This window comes from Kribbella sp. NPDC026596 (genome assembly GCF_040638415.1).
Lineage (GTDB): Bacteria > Actinomycetota > Actinomycetes > Propionibacteriales > Kribbellaceae > Kribbella.
Genome location: NZ_JBEZYF010000027.1, coordinates 89,857 through 108,043, shown reverse-complemented (window position 1 = coordinate 108,043; position 18,187 = coordinate 89,857). Strand labels below are relative to the sequence as shown.

Sequence of the window (18,187 nt, the reverse complement as noted above, 5' to 3'; positions counted from 1 at the left end):
CGTCCTCCTCCTGCGATGGGACACCAAGCCCTACAAGCGCATCAGGAGGACGTTCCCGCGCCCGGACCGACACGCAGAACGTCTTTCTATGCCGCTGAGAGTGACGTGCGGTCCGAATTTTGGGACGTTCCTTCGGCGTCTTGATCGTCCTCCGCCCGCGGCCCGCCGAGCGCGCGGTTTCCGATACCGTCAGGCTATGGCTGGCTGGCAGAGTTTGCGCGTGGATCTGCGCTGGTTGAGCGAGGAGTCGCCGGGTGCGCTCGTGGTCTATCCCAACCCCGACGGCGAGCGGCGTGAGCCGCCGTTCGGCATCCAGTTGGCCGCTTGGGCCACCGACATCGCGGCCACGCTGACCGCCAAGTACGGGAGCCTCCTGGATCTGCAGGTCGGGGCGATGACCTTTCCGGCCAGACAGCTATGGGCGAGCGAGGACCTACCCCAGCTACGCGGCGCACCCGCCGAATCCGCCGGCCTCGAGGTGGAAGCCGTGTCGCCGTTGTCGGTCCGGACCGGGCGGTCCACGCACGAGGACGTGCTGGTAACCAACCGAGCCGCGCACGAGCAAGTGCTCCTCACCAGCGGTGCCCTGACCTCAGCGGTGACCGACAGCTCCGGCGGCATCGTCGGTCTGTACGTCGGTCCGCTCTACGCGCGCCGGGTGGGGTTCGCGCTCGAACCTCACCAGAGCCGCCCTGTGCCGGTCTTGATCGGCACAGCCTCGATGGTTCCCGACCTGGGGTACGCCGTACCGCCAGGAAAATGGCGGCTGGTCATCGCGCTTCACACCGACGGCGGCAACATGCTATCGGCGCAGCTGGACATCACCATCGCGCCCTAGACAGCACACGTCGCGCTTACCAGCCCCTCACCGGGATATACGCCACCCGCGCAGACCTTGCCCCGTCCTGGGTAGCAACCAAGAACGCACTGATTTGCCGCTGTCGGTGAAGGACGGAACTGTCGATGTGAGTGCCTGTGCACGCAATGGCCGGTACGATCCTTTGCTGCTTGGAGGTGTCGTGGAAGCCCTGTATGACCAGATGCTGGCTGTTGTAGAGGCTCCTCTACATTCCCTGATCCAGCCGACGGTCCAAGTTCGGGCTGGGGCGGTCATCGAACGGTGGCGCTTGCCTGAATCGGATTGCTCGGCGCTGCGCACCTGAGGCCTGCCCGAAGGGCCCTTACTCCGTCCGACGCCGCAGGCCGAGTCCCACCCTGTGCTAGCACACCCAACATTGCCAGTGAGGCAGAACGCCGGCTTCTTTCGCCCGAGCAAAGCCTGTATCTCCTCGGCATCTATGGCGCCGACTTTGATCCCAGTACCTCGATCCGAGTGGTTCACGCAGTTCGCGATCAGCCCCGGCAGTTCCTGCAGCCATGCCGGACCGGCGGAGTGATACGACCGGATCCGATCCGCGAGGGACGGTGGAACGATGCTCTCGACGTCTCCAAGTCTGCCGTCGTTCACGTCAACGCCCTTCGAGGCTCTGTGGATCACGCAGCGGGACGGGACTCCACAAACCAAGATGCGAGCGATGCCAGCCAATTTTGGCTCAGCGATGACGCGTCGTGCCCTCCGCGTGCCCTAACGAGAACATGCCAGCGGGCTCGACCGGTCACCAACGGGGTTCAACCGGTCGAGCCCACGCTTAGCGATCCACCGCTGAGCTACGCGGGAGCGTCACAACCGCCTTTGCAAGGCGGTGCTAACTGACCCCAACGACCCCGCACAACGAGCACGGAGCAGTCGCGCAGCACCGGAGACCGGGCCCCACGATGCGACGGGTGATGGGCATGGTTTTGGGCACGAACTCGCGTCTAACCGGGTGTGCGGGAGTCTACGGCGCGCGAAGCCAAAGACACTGAAGTACGCTCCTGGTGACTGCCTTCTACGACATGCACGTCTCTACGGATCAGAAGGTTGGGGGTTCGAATCCCTCCGAGCGCGCAATGTGATGTCTCACCTCCGAGCGCGCAACACCTCCGAGCGCGCAAACGAACCCCCAGGTCAGGAGCTAGATGACCTGGGGTTTCTGCTTGTTCGTGGCGGTTCTTGCTAACACTTCTGCTAACACGGCACCACCGCTGACGGATCTGGTCCGCCGTCTTCGTCGTCCTGGTCCTCGTCGACATGGTCAGCGGCAGCGGCGAACACCTTCAGCCCGACGCGGCGATCACGGAGCCGGCGCACGACCTGCCGACCCAAAGCCAGCCGGAGACCTCAGCTCGCCGGGCGCGGATCACTCTCATTCCGTCTATCGCCTGACGCCGTCCCACTGGCTGGGCATCAACGGCAGCATGGAATGGTGGAGGGATCTTTGGCTCTCGAAGGGTGTCCATGTCCAACGTGCCGGTTGCTCGCCCGAAGATCGTTTGTCTGTGCGGTTCCCTGCGCTTCAGCAGGGAGTTTGCGACCGAGCGCACGCGCTTGACGCTCGATCTGGCGATCGTCCTGGCTCCGGAGGCCACCGAGGCGCCTGTGCTGGACCCTTTGCTCGTGCGGGCCTTGGGCGAGCTGCACCTCCGCAGGATCGACCTCGCAGATGAGGTACGAATCGTGAACCCCAGTGGCTACATCGGGGAGGCCACCCGCCGCGAGATCGCGTACGCCAACGCATTGGGCAAGCCCGTCACGTACTTCCACGAACTGGCGATGGGGGACAGCTAGTCGGTTTCTCTGACCGACCGGCAGTACATCACCTAGTGTCGCGGATCTCCTGGCGGATCACACCCTCCCGCCGATCCTGTCGCCGATCCCACTTGCCGAATTTGGCTCTTATGGATCAAGGCGCGCGGCCGTGCGCATGCGGCCTCCGGCCGTTCACCGCCCGCGCCCGGTCTCGGTGTCTTTCCTCAGTACCAAGGGCATTGCCTCCGGCGAGGGCCTCACGACTCCGGGATGACGGGTCGATTTGGCCGGCTAGGGCGGAGTCGGGGCGGGTGCGTCTTCCCGTCGCAGGTCACACGACACGGCACCGCGGCATGTACCGGTGGAACCCCTCACCCGATGCCAGGGATCGTGCGCCGAGCCACTGTCGCAGCGAACAGCTCGACTTGCTCCGGGGCATGCTGGCACTCCCTCAGACAAGCAGCAGAGGAATCGCGCTCAAGGCCTCGTCTCGTACCTGGTCAGGATCACGCCGCCGGGAAACGTCCGCGTCTCCACCAGGTTCAGGTTCACCCAGCTGTCCAGCGCGGTAAAGAACGGTGTGCCGCCGCCCACCAGCACCGGATGAGTGACGATCTCGTACTCGTCGACCAGGCCGGCCCGCATGGCCGCCCCAGCGAGCGTTGCGCCACCCACCCTCATCGGCTCGCCGTCGTCGGCCTTGAGCCGGGTGATCTCCGCTACAGCGTCGCCGGTGACCAGGCGAGCGTTCCAGTCGACCTTGTCGATCGTCGAGGAGAACACCACCTTCGGCGTGTCCCGCCAGTTCCGCGCGAACTCGATCTGCGCCGGGGTGGCGTCGGGCTGCTGGTCGCCGGTCGGCCAGTGGGAACTCATCGCCTCCCACAGCTTGCGCCCGTACATGAACAGCCCGATCGCCAACTCCTGGTCGAGCCACCACTGAAACAGCTCGTCGCTCGGCCTGCCCCAGTCGATGTCGTCGCCGGGCGCGGCGACGTAGCCGTCCAGGGTCAGGTTCATGCCGTAGATCAGTTTCCGCATGGCGCCATGCCTTTCTGTCAGTCCGGCGGCCTTTCTCCGGCTGCCCGTCACCCCTCCTACGAACGCCTCACTCCGGATCCGACAGGTCATTGGCAGAAGTCTCACGAGGCTTCTCCGTCGGCGCGCCTATACGGCAGTGGCACTTGCTGGAGGCCCGCGCGGATGAGCTCCTTGGACTCCGGGTATGGGCCGGTCTCGGGAGTCTAGATCGGCTCGGCGCAGGAAACTGATCAATGCGCGATCTGAGTTCGGCGGTAGTCATTCGTGCTCGGTGCGCGCAGCAGTCTGCCCCCAACAGGTCCACACGAACCGCCATCGGGACAAAACTGGGCTTTGTGTTCTCCGGGACATGCCAGAAGGGGTGCTCGTCGCGCGATGGACGACCTAGGGCCAGAGCGGCAGTCGTGGACAAGAAGCTCGTTGAACTCGTCCGCCAGGTCGGGCACTCATATGGCGAGGTGGAGGCGGCAGTCGACCCACCCGGACCGACGCCAAGCCCGTTGGGGACGGGGCGGCGGCAACTTTGAATCTCGAGGACCTGGATCGAAACTGGCAGGGGAGCACCGCAAGACCCAGGTCAGCGCGGCGAGTGTGGCAATCGGTTCCGCTGCCAGGCATATGCCTGCCATGATTCCTGAGTGAGCACAGACCGTCGCGCGGGACACCGATTACCCGATGGTGCGGTCAGCCGCTGTTGGCGGGTGAGCCTGGCCGTCCGGCTCGGGATTGGAGTAGGGATCCTCGCTACCGCCCCGATCGCCCTGATCTCCACCGCGATGCAAGACGACCATCCGATCAGCGACCCGCTCACGGCGATCGTGATGTACGCGGTGTTCTGGTGGTTCGGCATCGTGCGGCCCGCGGTGTGGCTCTCGCGCGACGAGCTGGTTGTGCGCAATCCGCTGTGGACTCACCGGATCGCCAGAGAGAACGTCGTTTCGGCGAAGCCCGGATCGTTCGGGGCTGCGATCGGTCGGCGAGATGGTCGCCCTTGCATCGCCTTGGCCTTGCACAAGCCCAAGATCGCCGCGGAGGACCGCACGGACCGCGCGGTTGGCCTGATCAACTACTGGGCGCAGACCTCGCGATCGAGCAATCGAGGCGAGGTCCCTGAGAGCCTGTTCGCGGAAACGCCGGAAAAACGGAGCAGGCGGCGAGTTGGCGACATCGGGGCCGCGGCCGGGCTCGCTATCGCCTTCACCATTCCGGCCATACTCCTGGCCTGGCCGAGACACCCTCCGTGGGTCTCCCCAGTGGCCTGCCTCGCCCTGGTCATCGCTGTGGTGCCGTTCGCCGTGACTCGACCACCAGGGGACGCGTTCCGAAGCGATCGCTGAGGCGTGCCCTTCGTGCGCACCTCCGGGAGCGTGCCAGTGCGCACAGGTGGCCACACACGGGTACAACTTCCGTGCCCACTGCTCAGCCGGTAGCCGCTCAGACCAGCGCGACCGCCTTCCGCCTTTGCGCAGCAGTGCTGGCTGACCCCAACGGCGAGCACGGAGCAACTAGGCACGCGATGCCCGGCTAGGTTCGGCGACGTAGGACCTGAGCACATGCAGGCTCCTACGGATCAGATGGTTGGGGGTTCGGATCCCTCCGAGCGCGCAGATGAAACCCCAGGTCACAAGGTGGATGACCTGGGGTTTCGCTTTGTCAGGGGTGGATTTTGCTAACGCCTCTGCTAACACAGCGCCCCCGCTGACGGGTCTAACCGTCGTCGTCTTCCGCGGCCTGATCCTCGTTGACGTGGTCAGCAGCGGCGGCGAACACATCAGCGATTCCGGCAGCGTGGCGACGGATCACGGGCGTACACCCGGAGGTGATCGACGGATCAGCGTGCCCCAGCCGATCCGCCACGACGTGCACAGGTACAGGCACCAGTCGCGAGCTGACTTGGTGATCACTGAACGGACCTGCAACCTGCCGACTCGACCTCGTTGATCGAACGTCGGCCCCGATGTGCGGCCGGGCGCTGACGTGATGTCGCGAGACCCGAGGAACTCTACCGGCACCGCGCTTTGCGCCCGCACCGCCGCCAGCGCTGTCTGTGGCGCCTTGGAGCTGAGCGTGATCGCCACCCCGGAGAAGTCATGGCTCGACCCAGCCGAACCTCACGACTCCGGGATGACAAGGCCGATTTGGCCGCCGGCTATCTCGGAGCGGGTCGGGGGTGTGTGGGTCCTAGCTACTTGCAAGGCGGCGCAGATGCGGCCAACCAGCTCATCCGTTGCGCACGAAGCCCAACTCGTTGCCGTCCGGGTCCGTGATCGTGAACTTCCGCGTTCCGTAGGGCGTATCAAACAGCGGCTCGACAATCACGGCCAGGTCGCGAACCTCGTTCCAGAGGGCGTCCGGGTCATCAACGGTGAAGTTGAACCGCCCGCCTCGACCTTCGGCCTCCATTACTGCAAACGTCGCACCAGCCTGTGTCTTGAAGTGCGCGTAGTTCGGCGCATCCGGCGGCCAGTACGCCTCGACCTCGAAGCCTAGAACCGTTGTGTACCACTCGACGGCGGCGTTCAGGTCCTTCACGTTCGCGCGGACATGCTCAAGACTCGTCCCAGCCATGCCCCGAGCCTGCCACAGATCGAACCCTGGGGCTTAAACCAGAAGATCCCGCCACTGACGGTTGCTGCCCGTCCTCCAAGTCGTCCGTGGCGGGGTCGACGGCTGCGGTCAGCGATCCCGGCCGCGTGCTGACGGATGACGGATGACGTGGGCGTACGCCGCAGCGTGGTTGACCGGTCAGCGTGCCCGAGTCGGTCAGCAACCACATGGACGGGTACGCCGGCCAGGAGCAGCATCGTCGCGTGGACATGGCGGAGGTCGTGCCGAGCGTGCGGAGGAGGTGGACCGGCCGCAGCTGATGAGGTCGAGTACTTGGTGCTCGTCTCCGAGTTACCAGCCGTGGGTCTGGAGAAGTCCGCAGTGATCACACTGGCTGGCTCGGATCATTGCGCTGGTTCTGACGGCGGTGACGGCGTAAGTGCCTGAAATGTCACCAGAAATCAGGGCAGGATCGTCGCATGACCGCTCGGGACCGACTCGCGCGACATTCCGCCTTCTCCGACCCTGGCCGGCACGGTCGGCTGCTGCGTGAGCTGGCCGGGATCGAGGAGATCTGTACGGCCGTCAGCAATGTCGTGCTCCACTATCGCGCCGAGGCGCACCTGCTGCGCGATGACCGTCGCGGCGAGATCAACTCGCGCTGGGTCTCGGCCCTTCTGGACCTTGATCAGGCACGGCATCCCGGCCCGCTGCTGGATCCACGGCCGCCTGGCGACCGGGTAGCGGGATGCTGTCGTGATCATTGCCTGCTCGCGGTCGCCGCTCTGCGCGAGCACCAGACCCCGGCGCGGACCCGGGTGGGCTTCACCGGCTACTTCGCTCCGGACTTCCGCGGTGATCACGTCGTGGCCGAATGGTGGAATGGCGCCCGGTGGCAGCGGTTCGATCCCGAGCTCGAGCCGGGGAGTCGTTCGTTCGACGTCCGCGATCTGCCGACCGGTGAAGGGGCGCCTTTCGAGACCGCCGCGGAAGTCTGGACCGGCTGTCGTGCCGGTCGCCTCGATCCCGCGCGCTATGGCGTGGCTGCGGGGTCGGCGCTATCCGGTCCGGGATTCATCCGGACGTACGTGATCATGGAAGTCCTGCACCGCTTCGGTCACGAGGCACTCCTGTGGGACGAGGTCGGCACTGCGATCACAGATTCCGATGCCGACGTGGTCGCCCGACTGCTGCTGGCCGCCGACGCCGGAGATTCGGCGGCCGAAGATCACCTGGAGCGCCGGTTCCGGACCGATCCGAAGCTCCGACCGGCCCCAACAGTCACCCAACTCTCGCCATACGGAGACCCACCGGTCACGATCGACCTCACGTCGCGTCCGCGGCCGTGAGGTCGCCGCGAAGTGGATCTGTACCGTTGGGGCGTCACCCCGGTCGACTCCGTCCAATGGCCCGGTAAGACGTACCGAAGCACCGTGATGACGCTCGACCTGACCAACGACCGCCCGACCCGCACAACGAAGTCCGCACCTCAGGCTGCTCACAGACCGCCGGTTAGCTCCGTCCCCGTGGCCGCTCGGTCATACGGCCACCACGACGCGCATCAAGAGCGCGGTTAATGGGTTCGCCAGGCGGGCCGCTGGCACTGAGAATGCGGGTCATGACTATCTCCTCCCGCGTGGTTCGCTTCGCCGAGATGACCAGTACCGCATTGAGCGCGTTGCTGGCCGACGACCGTCCAGCGGCAGAGACCGAGCTCGGCTTCCCACTGGGCGACGAGTTCTTCACTGACAGGGCCAAGTGGCTCTGGAAGTACCGCCTCGATCAGCTGACCCAGGATCCAAGCACCTTCGGGTGGCTCGTAAAGCTCGTCGTGGCCGACGGGATCGTGGTCGGGTATGCCGGTTTCCACGGTCCACCAGACGCGGCTGGCATGGTCGAGATCGGGTACACAGTCGACCCACCGTACCGGCGACAGGGTTACGCCAAGGCGATCGTGGCCGCGCTCCTGGAACGTGCGGCGGCCGAACCCGTTGTACGGACCGTGCGGGCCACGATCAGCCCCACCAACCAGGCATCGCTGGCCACCATTGGGGGCTTCGGCTTCGTCGCGAACGGCGAACAGTGGGATGAGGAGGACGGCTTGGAGCTCATCTTCGAACGCCCCAGCCGCTGACCCGCATGTGGCTACGTGGCGCTGGTCGGCCGGGGATCAGTTGGCGGCCTAGGACGGTGCGGCGGCAACTCCTTTGGGGGAGGTTGAGGTTCGCATCCCTCCGAGCGCGCAACCAAAGCCCAGGCAGATCCCGGTCTGACCTGGGCTTTGGCATTTCTCGGGATCGCATCCGACGTCGACGTAGATGACCTTGGTGACGGTCGGCGGAGGTTTGGCGTCGGCGCTAGGTCGCCAGTGTGGCGACGGTGGCGAGGTAGTTGTGGGGTATCTCGGCTCGGGTTTGGAGCTCGATTGGATCGGCGTGCGGGACGAGGCGTAACCACGAGACGAGGCGGTGCACGCCGAGCAGCGCCTCGGTGGCGGCGAGGTCGGTCCGCAGGACTTGTGGGTCGGCGTCGAGGTGATCGCGCCAAACCGTCAGATAGACGTCGAGCAGCTCGTCGCGGTCTGTGCGAGACAAGGGCGCTCTGGTCCATTCGACCACTGAGTCGAGGAAGCCGTGCAGCGAGACGAAGGGGTGACCCCAAATCGCGTTACCGAAGTCGAAGAACCGCGGCCGGAATGCGCCAGCCGAGCGGTCGGCGAAGATGTTCGCGGGGTACACATCGTTGAGCTCCAGGTCGAGCGGAACGATGTCGCTGAGGGACGCGGTCCGTCGATCCAGTACCTCAGCGGCAACCACAGCTCGTTTCAGTACGTCTGGCCCGGGCCGCAGCGGATGTTCGGGCTGCAGCGACGCCCACTCCTGGGCGACGGCGCGCACGCGGTCACCGGCCGCGCTGGGTGCGAGCTCGATGACCCCGGGGTGCTCGGTCACGTTGAGTCGGCCGAGGACGGCGCACTGAAGGCGGGCCAGCGCACGGACGACGATGCAGCGCGTCGGCTGATCACGAACGTCAGGATGCGTGAGCGTCGTTCCCTGATCGTCCGTGAGCAGCCAACCGCGTTCGCGATCGACTGCGATCGGCACGATCACGTCCTCTGGCGCGAGCCGCGCCAACGCGGCGACCAAACCGGCCTCGAATCGATGTCCAGGATTGTTCTCCTTGAACCACACCAGTCCCTCGACGGACGGATAGCAGCGGACCACGGACCAGAAGCGAGCCCGATAGGTAACCGGCTCGCCGCTGACCCGGCGACCACGCTCGGCGAGGCGACAACCAACCCAAGCATCTGCAGTCCGCGTCCACTCTGGTGATGTCCAGCGGTGGACCCATTGGCCCTCAGCGTCTGGGCCTAGCGGTCTCGCCGGCGGCGGGTAGTACGGCACCCACGGGACGCTATCGCCCAGCCCCGACAGATCGACTACGAGACATTTGACGCTCGCGCGGCAGGTCGTATCGCCCACCTAGACTCGGCGGCATGTCTGGGTACCTGCAGGTCCCGACAGCAACGGCGACTCGTGATGAGGCGGTCCAGCTCGCGGGCTCGGCGGTCGGTGCCGGCCTTGCGGCGGGAGCGCAGGTTGTGGGGCCGGTCGTCTCGGTCTTCTGGCACGAAGGACAGTACGGCGAAGGCGAAGAGTGGCAGGTCCTGTTGAAGACCACGGAGCGCCGGTACGCCGACCTCGAGGCTCACCTGCTGGAGCACCACTCGTGGGGCAACCCTGAGGTGAGCGCAGTACCGATCACCGCAGGCTCCGCGGCCTACCTGGACTGGCTCGACCGGACGACGAAGGACTAGCCGCGAACCAGCTCGAGCCCGGCCGGAACCTCAGCGGCGCCTAAGAGTCGGACGCCGCGTCCTTGGCCAGCTCAGCCAAACGGAGCGCACATGCCGGACAGTCCCGGACACTTCCGCCCCAGAACGGGTTGCGCACGATAGCGATCTCGTCGTCAGGGACGCCGCAGAGTGTGCCGCCCGAGTCGTCGACGCCGTGCTGAAACACCTTCGAAGGACTCGTCTTCGACAAGGTACGCAGCCGCGACCTGCCCGTCGCTGCTGGATGGAGGCCTCGGGACAGATCTGAGTGATCAGTTTGGCCGCTAGGTTTCTCTGCGTACGTGTTCCATGGGGCCGTGTTGATGGGAGCCGGATGGGTGACGTCGTTGTTGTCCAGATGTCGGGAGTACCGGGCGCCGGCAAGACGACCATCGCTCGTGAGCTGGTGCGCCATCGCCGGCTGGTCGCGATAGACCGCGACGTCGTACTGACCGCGATGCTGGAAAGTGACGGCGCAGACAACCTGGAACGTCACGGCGCCTTGACCTTCGCCCGCGTCGCCAGCTACGACGTGGTGAAGGCGATGGCTGACGACGTCGTGGCACAAGGGCTCGGCGTGGTCATCGACAGCCCTTGCTTCTACGACGAGTTACTGGCGGCCGGGCAGGCGCTCGCGGCCAAGCACGGGGTGGCATACCGCTACATCGAGTGCGTCACCGAAGACATCGGCCTGCTTGACAGACGTTTGAGGTCCCGGCAGGCACTGCGCAGTCAGCGGCCATCTGTCGACGCGCCGCCGATCGATTTGGCCGCTGATCGCGAGCGCTCCGGTTCGGACCTGTTCGCCGACGGGATCGCGAACATGAAGCGGCCGGACACCTACCTTCGGCTCGACACAACCCAGCCGTTGCACGAGTGCGTCGCGCAGGCCTTGGCGTTCCTCGACAGCGCCAGTACGTGAGACCGCATGCGGCTGCCACACCGATACCGACCTGCCCTGCTGAGACTCTGCTGGAGGCAGCACCCTCGTCAGCGTTGGGGGCGGCCCGTGGTTGTCTGCGATCCTCTTCGTATGGCGGACATGTCATCGCGTCTTCGGCGACGGATCCGATCCGATTTCCCGGAGCCTGGAAGCGCGGAGGAAGTTGTGCGACTCGTGTCTGAGGCTAGTGACTCGGAGCGTGTTCAGGCCGCGATCGTCGTGTGGGCCCGAGGCGATTTGAGCCGGCTTCGCAGCTCATTGGAGCTGGCGAACAGTGATTGGCGCGATGTCCTCGTACGTGGTGATCTCGCGGACGCAGACTGGCCCACCAAGCTTGATGCGGAGCTGGGTCCCCTGAAGTAGTCGTGGCACGAAGCGCACTCTCCTGCCGCACTCCGCGCGTCGACCACCGCAGATCTACCTAGCGATTGTCGCCGCTGCCGCCGAGCATCGCTCGTTGCTGCCTGTCGGCAAGCTTCGCAATGTTGAGTTGCGCAACGTCCTCAAGAGGGACATCGAAGTGGTCCGCAATAACAGCGACGTACCACAGCGTGTCACCGAGTTCCTTTTTAAGATCCTCGATGTCCCACTGGGAGAAGTCGCTGTCTTTGTCGCGGACAATCTTCTTGGCTTTTTCGGCGATCTCACCTGTTTCACCTACGAGCCCGAGCAAAAGGTGGAACAGCTCGTTATGTTTCTCCTTGGGTGCAGCGGTGCGAAGGGCTGCCTGTTGATAGGAGTTCATATCCACGACGCAACTATAGGCTGACCAGCGAGGGCTCTTGTCGACGGTCGTGCGGGCTATTGTGGCTGAGTCCGCTGGGACGGGGCGTTGAGTAGTACCTCGTACAGGTAGAGGTCTCCGTCATCACCTACCTGGTTGAATCCGGCGCGTTCGAGGGTTCGTTGGGATGCGATGTTGTCCTTGGTTGTGTCGGCGATGACGCGTGACAATCCGTGCTCGGCGGCGATACCCAGTAGGGCGACGAGGGCCTCGCCTGCATAGCCCTGACCACGGGCCGATGGGGACAGGCCGTACCCGATCTCGATGCATCCGCCGTCCGGCCGGCCTTTGAAGCCGATGCCCCCGATGGCGTTCCCGTCGCTGGAGCGGGTGATCCGGTAGTGCCCGAGGGGACGTTGGTCCCCGTGCGCGGCCGTGCTTCGGAGAAAGGCTGTGACGCCGATGACATCTCCGTCGAACGGGAAGTCCTCAGCCCAGGCATCCCCGTCACCCGGACGTCGAGCGACGATGCGTTCGCCCTCTGCCGTGTCGATGGCATGCAAGCTCAGCCGGGATGTCTGGATGTCTGTCACAGCGCCAGCGAAGCAGGACCCGCCATCCAGGGCAAACACATTTCGGGAAGCGGATACTCGGCCCACGGCGGGTGGATGCCGGTGAAGCTCAAGCGGTTAGCGGAGGGTCGGTAGCCAGGGGTGGTCGGGGTAGCGCGGTGCGATGCGGTCGAGGAGCCAGCGTCGGCGTTCCGGATCCAGCAGCCCGGCGACGTCGGCGAAGTCCTCATCGTCCTTTGGGCGACCACCGCGTGACTTGAACAGGAGCACGATCTCCGGAGCCAGGTACGGGAGGCCGTCAGGCGACGTGAGCGTGATCTCGGCGAGAGGCTTCCGGATCGTTCCTCGACCCCGGTGGTAGACCCACTCGTCTGCATCGGACGCGGCGAAGAGGATCTGGATCGGGCAAGGATGCAGGTCGTCGGGGAAGACCAGCGCGTTGGGGCCGGGTGTGAGCTGTTCGCCGTGTGCCCAGGGACGGCGGACACCCGTCTCGGGATGCTGGACCAAAGGTCGCGGCCTGGTGAACGTACTGGCGACCTGGTCCAGATCGCGCGCAAGGACAACAACATCGACATCGCCGTGTGGCCGTCGTACGCGACCAGCGCACAGGTCGAGCGCCCAGCCTCCCGCCACCCAGTAGGCACACGGATAGTCATGGAATAGCGCGCGCACAGCGCTCAGCGCTACAGATCGGTCGATCGAACTCAAGGAGGACTCCTCGCACAAGTTGGATGCGGTGAGCCCCGGTGAGGGTCAGAGCCGCTGGAGATCCCGGCGAGGCGGCACCGCGCGTAGACGACGCATGTGGACCACCTCCTTTGTGCTCTGACGCTCGACGCAGCGTAGCAAGGATTGGTCACCCTATTCGGGCAGGCGGATAACCGGTTGTCTGGTTGTGGGTGGTCGCCCAGACTTCGGTCGGGTGGATGATGCTGAGCTTGACGTGTTGCTGAGGAACGAGCGGTATCCGCGGTCCGCTGGGTACTCGGGCCGGTGGATGGTCGACGGGGGAATGGGGCCGAACCCCGTGTGGCAGGCGGAGGCGTTGGCCGACCTCATGCCGCTCGACGCCGGTATGCGGGTACTCGACCTGGGTTGCGGAACCGCTTTGAGCTCGATCTTCCTGGCCAAGGAGTTCGGTGTTGAGGTGTGGGCGACTGACCTGTGGGTCAAGCCCGACGAGAACTCGCGCCGCGCGGCCGAGGCACACGTGGAAGACCAGGTTCACCCGATCTACGCCGAAGCCCATGCCCTGCCGTTCGCCGAGGACTTCTTCGACGCGCTCGTCAGCATCGGCGCCTACCACTACTTCGGCACCGACGACCTTTATCTCGGCTACTACTCACGCTTCGTGAAACGCGGCGGCCAGCTCGGCATCGTTCAGCCCGGTCTCGCCGAGGAGTACGAGACGCTTCCGCCACCACACCTCGAGCCCTACTGGAAATGGGACTTCTGCGCCTGGCACAGCCCCGCCTGGTGGCGCCGGCACTGGGAGAAGACCGGCCTGGTCACCGTCGAGGTCGCCGATCGACTGCTCGACGGGTGGCGAGACTGGTTGCAATGGAACGACGCATGCGACCATGACAGGGGTACGCCGGGACGGGAAGAAGCTCAGATGCTTCGCACCGACAGCGGCCGTACGCTCGGCCTCTCCAGAGTCATCGCCCGCCGGAACAGCTAGGCGCCTAGTGAACCACGCGATAGTCGACGAGAAGGTGGCCACTAGCTGAGGCAGTGCAGCGGATCGTCTCGAGCCGGATAGGCGGCAAACCGTCGAACAGTCGCTGCCCGCTCCCGACGATCGTCGGTGCGACAACGAGCCTGAGCTCGTCGACGACGCCGGCGGCAAGCAGCGTCCGCGTGACCGAAATGCTGCCGTGGACGCCGATGTCGCCGCCCGGCTCACCCTTGAGGCGCCGTACGAAATCGACCAGCTCGCCGTCGATCACACGCGAGTTGGTCCACTCGCGTTCGAGCGGCGTCGACGTTGCGACGTACTTGGGAACGGCGTTGATGAAGGAGGCGAAAGGCTGGATCTCGCTGTCCGGCCAGAACGCAGCCCACTCGTCGTAACTGCGGCGGCCGAGAACGACCGTGTCCTGGGTTTCGATGAGCCTGGCGCCGCTGGCATCCGTTTCGTCGTCCCAAGCGGTGATGAACCGGTCGGGAGCCTCAGCCACTCCATCGAGAGACAGGAAGTAACCGGCGACTACCTTGCGCGGGAACGACATGGTGGGGCTCCTTCGGACGATGTCGGCAGTGATTGATAGTCACCCCTACGTCGAACAAAGCATGGACATTTCGACACCGAAGCCGAGGAGCTTAGCGGAAGGCGGGTGGGCCGCCTTGGAGCCCGCGGCGTACGGCGTCGTCGTCGGCGAAGAAGTTCGGCACTCGGTCCTCGGTGTCGTAGTAGCGGTGGAAGACCGGGGTCTGCGAGCCGGACATCGGTGGCACGATCCAGCTCCAGTCGGCCGGGCAACGGCGACCTGCCCGCTCCTCGCGCTCCAGATGGATGAGGAACCTGTGGGACTCGGTGTGGTGATCGGAGATGGTGACGCCGTTCGCCTTGAACGAGTGCAGGACCGCACGGTTGATCTCGACCAAGGCCCGGTCTCGCCACAAGGTCGCTTCGTCGGAGGTGTCCAGCCCCAACTGTTCCGCAACCTCCGGGACCAGGGCGTAGCGGTCGCCGTCCCCCAGGTTGCGGGCCCCGATCTCCGTGCCCATGTACCAGCCGTTGAAAGGTGCGGCCGGGTAGGAGACGCCGCCGATGACGAGCCGGAAGTTGCTGATCACCGGGACCGCGTGCCACCGGATGCCCAGGTCCGCGAACCAGGGCAGCTCGGGGTGCTCGAGCGGGACCTCGTGGACCGCTTCTTCGGGGAGCTGGAACATCCTCGGTCCGTCCTCGACGGTCTCCACGACGAGCGGGAGTACGTCGAAGGCTCCCGGGCGTTCGGGCGGCTGCCACCCGCGCTTGATCAGTTCGGTGGTGTAGGTCAGGTAGCGGGGGTCCCCGAGAACACGCCCGTCCGGCTGCTCGTACCCGGCGTACCGAACGAGTTGCTCGCTCCAGATCCTGGGGGCGGACCGGTACGGCGTCTCGGGAGCGAACACGCTGATCATCGGCCGGATCTTGCCGCCGTTATGAGCCGCGCGCAGATGGTCGAAGCAGTGCCCGGCCACCTCGCCGGCGTTGGACACGGTCCGCAGGTCGCGCACCTGCAGGCTGCGCCAGTACAGCCGGCCGATGCACCGTGAGTTGTTGCGCCAGGCGACGCGGGCGCCGAAGGCCAGCTCCTCAGGGGTGTGCCAGTAGGTCCCGGTCAGGTCGATCTCGCGCATCACCGCGGCGACCCGCGGCCCGATCGACCCGGCCTGGGGGTTCTCGGCCCGGAAGAGCTCGAGGAACGCCGCGGCCTCGGCCCGAACCGCCTCGATGTCGACGTTCGCGGGGCTTCGCTCGGGGGCGGGCTGGCTCACCGGGTGGCGCCGCGTCGCCCGGATCCTCCCGGGACCTGGTGACCCCGGACGGCCGACCTGCCGGGTCTTGCGCCACGGCCTGTCGCCGATCTGGAGCAGCTGTTCTCCGGCGTGGACCGCAACGCTGTGGCGGGCGCGGATCCGAACGCCGAGGAAGAAGATGGCCAGGCTCAGTCCGAGCAGTACGACGGTCGCACGGCCGGTCGGCACGTACCAGCCGAGATCGACCGCGCCGGGACCGGCGACAGCCAGTCCGACGACTGCGAGCGGGAGGGCCAGAAGCCGGCGATTCTTCGTCGCCGGTGGGTCGGCAGGGGTCGTGTGGGCAGGGCAGAACTCTTGACGTTGCGTCTTCATATCACTCCGTCGGGAGCGTGATGACCGGCTTGTGGCCGGCGGGCACCTGGATGGTTGGCTACGAATCGCTCAACCGGTCAGTCCGAGCCCGCAGACTGCGGGCCGCCGCTCTTCCGGAAGCGGATCTGCCGGTCGCCCATGTCGTCGAACAACGGGTCGCCCTGATAGGTCGCCGCAGAACTCGGCTCGCCGGACAGAGGTGTGGTCCCGAGCCGGTCGACGTCGCTGGCGAACGACTCCATGATCGACTGCATCTGCGCCTGAGCCGTCTGTGCGTACGAGCGAACCTGCTGGCCGGCCGAGTCCATGGCTGCGTCGACGATCCTGCGCTCCTGGGCGCGTGCCTGCCCGATGCGCTCACGGGCATCCCGGCTGACGTCCTGGACCATCTCCTCGGCCACCAGCTGTGCTTGGCTGAAGAGTTGGACGACCTGCTCGTTCACTCGGTCGCCGAGTTGCTCGCGCTCGTCGAGCTCCGCCTGCACGCGTTGCAGTTCCGCCTGCACGCGCCGCAGCTCTGCCTGGAGACGTTCGTTCTCGGCCCGCTTCTCGCTGAGCTCTCGCTCCTTGGCCAGTGCCTGCTCAGCGACCAGATCGAGGTATCCATACACCTCGTCCGAGTCGAGACCCCTCATCCGACGCGGGAACGTCTGGTCCCGGATCGACTGGGCTGTCTGGTAACGCGGAGAGCCGTGGCGGTGGTTGCTGTTCGTCACCTGTTGTCTCCTGACCTGGTAGCGCCGGCACTCCGGTGTGCTGGTCCGCGGCTGCGTAGTAGAAGTGCTCGTACTTGATCTGCTCGGGCCTCATCCCGGCGGCGGCCAGCTGCTCCAGCGTGTGCGCGACCATCTGCGGGCCGCCGCACACCATCGCCGTACGCCCGTACAGCGCCTGCTGGGCCGCGACCGTGCCGACCTTTCCCCGTGTGCCGGGATAGGACGGGTCGTCCGACACGACCTCCGTGTAGTCGAACCATGGCCGCCTCTCGGCGACTTCTCGCAGCCGAGGGCGGTCGTAGAGGTGCCAGGGCATCCGGACGCCGTGGAGCAGATGGACCAGGGGGCCGGTGCCCGACTGTTGCCACTGGAGATCGATCTGCTCGAGGACCGCGAGGAGCGGGGCGAGACCGGTTCCGCCGGCGACCATCAGCAGGTCGGTCGCGTCGTTCTCCCACCGGGTCAGCCGGTCGCCGACCGGCGCTCCCAGCTTCACGGTGTCGCCGACCTTCAGCGACCGCACGACCGCCGGGCTCATCTGGCCGCCGTCGATCTGTTGCACGTGCAGGTCGATCGAACCGTCCCGGCGCGGGGCGTTGGCCGGGCTGAAGTACCGCCACAGCCGGGGGCGTTGCGGTATCTCCATGGACAACGACTGGCCGGGGCGGAACTGGAACGCGTGCCTCGGCTGGACGGTCAGCAAAGTGAGGTCCATGGTCCGCCGTTCGACCGAGACCACGTCGGCGTCCCACCAGTCAGGGCTGGACTCTTCGGACGTCTCCGCCGCCTCGACCATGATCCGCGCGACCAACTGGTAGGCCGCTGTCCAGTGGACGGCGAGATCCTCGTCCCACTCGGCTCCCAGGAAGTGCTTCAGGGTCGCGCACAGCGAAACACCGACCGCGTTGTAGTGCTCCGCGACGACGGCGTACTTGCGATGGTCGCGGCCGAGGTGTTGCACGAAGGCCGCATCGTTCTCGATCTGGTCGGCGTGGCTGACGATCCTGCCGAGTGCACTGACGAACTTGTCCCGCTGGTTCGACATCGAGAGCGGGAACATCGACCGCACCTCGGGATGGGACACGAACAGGTGCGAGTAGAAGTACAGCGGTACCTGTTCTCCGTGCTCCGTCACCCGGTCCCAGCTCTGCTGGAGGGCATTGGCATCCATCAGGTTTGGCTATCCGTCCCGGGGAGGCAGCTCCTCGAACGAAACGCGCAATCCATCAGGGGGCATCACCTGCTGCCGTTCATCGGCAGTTCGAGCCGTCGGGTACCGCATCGACAAGAGTTCCTCCCAGTCCAGTCCCCGAGACTCTTCCGGTCGTCCGTGC

At 65.8% G+C, this 18,187-nt stretch carries 20 protein-coding genes; 8 read left to right on the top strand and 12 right to left on the bottom strand.

Going from position 1 to position 18,187, the window contains the following annotated elements; translation table 11 throughout:
- Positions 1-196 precede the first annotated feature (196 nt).
- Positions 197-838: a hypothetical protein gene (locus AB0E63_RS23215; RefSeq protein ID WP_360369745.1), complete on the top strand. Its 642-nt coding sequence runs from the start codon at positions 197-199 to the stop codon at positions 836-838.
- 1,500 nt (positions 839-2,338) lie between these two features.
- Positions 2,339-2,668 (top strand): hypothetical protein, encoded by a 330-nt coding sequence (locus tag AB0E63_RS23210; protein WP_360369742.1) that lies wholly within the window; start codon positions 2,339-2,341, stop codon positions 2,666-2,668.
- A 438-nt stretch (positions 2,669-3,106) separates the two neighbouring features.
- Here AB0E63_RS23210 and AB0E63_RS23205 read toward each other — a convergent pair whose 3' ends face one another.
- Complete coding sequence (locus tag AB0E63_RS23205; RefSeq protein WP_360369739.1) at positions 3,107-3,670, bottom strand: dihydrofolate reductase family protein; 564 nt, start codon at positions 3,668-3,670, stop codon at positions 3,107-3,109.
- Between the two features lie 821 nt (positions 3,671-4,491).
- Here AB0E63_RS23205 and AB0E63_RS23200 point away from each other — a divergent pair.
- Positions 4,492-5,007: a hypothetical protein gene (locus AB0E63_RS23200; protein ID WP_360369736.1), complete on the top strand. Its 516-nt coding sequence runs from the start codon at positions 4,492-4,494 to the stop codon at positions 5,005-5,007.
- A 370-nt stretch (positions 5,008-5,377) separates the two neighbouring features.
- On the opposite strand, the gene AB0E63_RS23195 is transcribed toward AB0E63_RS23200, so the two are convergent.
- The 3 genes from AB0E63_RS23195 to AB0E63_RS23185 form a co-directional block, all read right to left on the bottom strand.
- Positions 5,378-5,548 (bottom strand): hypothetical protein, encoded by a 171-nt coding sequence (locus AB0E63_RS23195; protein WP_360369733.1) that lies wholly within the window; start codon positions 5,546-5,548, stop codon positions 5,378-5,380.
- Positions 5,549-5,890: 342 nt separating this feature from the next.
- Entirely contained in the window at positions 5,891-6,238 is a 348-nt protein-coding gene (locus AB0E63_RS23190) for a VOC family protein (protein WP_360369730.1), read from the bottom strand.
- Complete coding sequence (locus tag AB0E63_RS23185) at positions 6,199-6,606, bottom strand: tyrosine-type recombinase/integrase (protein WP_360369727.1); 408 nt, start codon at positions 6,604-6,606, stop codon at positions 6,199-6,201. Before AB0E63_RS23185 ends, AB0E63_RS23190 begins: the two co-directional genes overlap by 40 nt.
- A gap of 90 nt (positions 6,607-6,696) precedes the next feature.
- Here AB0E63_RS23185 and AB0E63_RS23180 point away from each other — a divergent pair, with 90 nt between their 5' ends.
- Positions 6,697-7,566 carry a transglutaminase-like domain-containing protein gene (locus AB0E63_RS23180; protein WP_360369724.1) on the top strand — a complete coding sequence of 290 codons (870 nt, stop codon included), beginning with the start codon at positions 6,697-6,699 and terminating at the stop codon, positions 7,564-7,566.
- 269 nt (positions 7,567-7,835) lie between these two features.
- Positions 7,836-8,351, top strand: a complete 516-nt coding sequence (locus AB0E63_RS23175) for a GNAT family N-acetyltransferase (protein WP_360369721.1) — start codon at positions 7,836-7,838, stop codon at positions 8,349-8,351.
- Between the two features lie 223 nt (positions 8,352-8,574).
- Here AB0E63_RS23175 and AB0E63_RS23170 read toward each other — a convergent pair whose 3' ends face one another.
- Positions 8,575-9,441: a hypothetical protein gene (locus AB0E63_RS23170; protein ID WP_360369718.1), complete on the bottom strand. Its 867-nt coding sequence runs from the start codon at positions 9,439-9,441 to the stop codon at positions 8,575-8,577.
- A 272-nt stretch (positions 9,442-9,713) separates the two neighbouring features.
- Here AB0E63_RS23170 and cutA point away from each other — a divergent pair, with 272 nt between their 5' ends.
- Positions 9,714-10,034, top strand: coding sequence for a divalent cation tolerance protein CutA (cutA, locus tag AB0E63_RS23165; protein ID WP_360369715.1), 321 nt, complete (start codon positions 9,714-9,716; stop codon positions 10,032-10,034).
- Positions 10,035-10,386: 352 nt separating this feature from the next.
- A complete protein-coding gene (locus tag AB0E63_RS23160) occupies positions 10,387-10,974 on the top strand; it encodes an AAA family ATPase (protein WP_360369712.1) in 588 nt (195 codons plus the stop codon).
- A 442-nt stretch (positions 10,975-11,416) separates the two neighbouring features.
- Here AB0E63_RS23160 and AB0E63_RS23155 read toward each other — a convergent pair whose 3' ends face one another.
- The 3 genes from AB0E63_RS23155 to AB0E63_RS23145 all read right to left on the bottom strand — a co-directional run bounded on the left by AB0E63_RS23155 (position 11,417) and on the right by AB0E63_RS23145 (position 13,002).
- The gene (locus tag AB0E63_RS23155; protein WP_360369758.1) at positions 11,417-11,740 is read right to left on the bottom strand and encodes a nucleoside triphosphate pyrophosphohydrolase family protein; all 324 of its coding nucleotides are present in this window, start codon (positions 11,738-11,740) and stop codon (positions 11,417-11,419) included.
- Between the two features lie 56 nt (positions 11,741-11,796).
- Positions 11,797-12,312: a GNAT family N-acetyltransferase gene (locus AB0E63_RS23150; protein ID WP_360369709.1), complete on the bottom strand. Its 516-nt coding sequence runs from the start codon at positions 12,310-12,312 to the stop codon at positions 11,797-11,799.
- A 96-nt stretch (positions 12,313-12,408) separates the two neighbouring features.
- Entirely contained in the window at positions 12,409-13,002 is a 594-nt protein-coding gene (locus AB0E63_RS23145) for a hypothetical protein (RefSeq protein ID WP_360369706.1), read from the bottom strand.
- Between the two features lie 214 nt (positions 13,003-13,216).
- Between AB0E63_RS23145 and AB0E63_RS23140 the strand changes: the two genes are divergently transcribed.
- Positions 13,217-13,975 (top strand): methyltransferase domain-containing protein, encoded by a 759-nt coding sequence (locus AB0E63_RS23140; RefSeq protein WP_360369703.1) that lies wholly within the window; start codon positions 13,217-13,219, stop codon positions 13,973-13,975.
- A 4-nt stretch (positions 13,976-13,979) separates the two neighbouring features.
- On the opposite strand, the gene AB0E63_RS23135 is transcribed toward AB0E63_RS23140, so the two are convergent.
- From AB0E63_RS23135 to AB0E63_RS23120, 4 genes are all read right to left on the bottom strand, one after another.
- Entirely contained in the window at positions 13,980-14,525 is a 546-nt protein-coding gene (locus AB0E63_RS23135) for a dihydrofolate reductase family protein (RefSeq protein ID WP_360369700.1), read from the bottom strand.
- Between the two features lie 91 nt (positions 14,526-14,616).
- Positions 14,617-16,137, bottom strand: coding sequence for a nitric oxide synthase oxygenase (locus tag AB0E63_RS23130; RefSeq protein WP_360369697.1), 1,521 nt, complete (start codon positions 16,135-16,137; stop codon positions 14,617-14,619).
- Between the two features lie 77 nt (positions 16,138-16,214).
- Entirely contained in the window at positions 16,215-16,772 is a 558-nt protein-coding gene (locus tag AB0E63_RS23125; protein WP_360369694.1) for a hypothetical protein, read from the bottom strand.
- Positions 16,720-18,024: a globin domain-containing protein gene (locus tag AB0E63_RS23120; RefSeq protein WP_360369691.1), complete on the bottom strand. Its 1,305-nt coding sequence runs from the start codon at positions 18,022-18,024 to the stop codon at positions 16,720-16,722. Before AB0E63_RS23120 ends, AB0E63_RS23125 begins: the two co-directional genes overlap by 53 nt.
- Between the last annotated feature and the right edge of the window lie 163 nt (positions 18,025-18,187).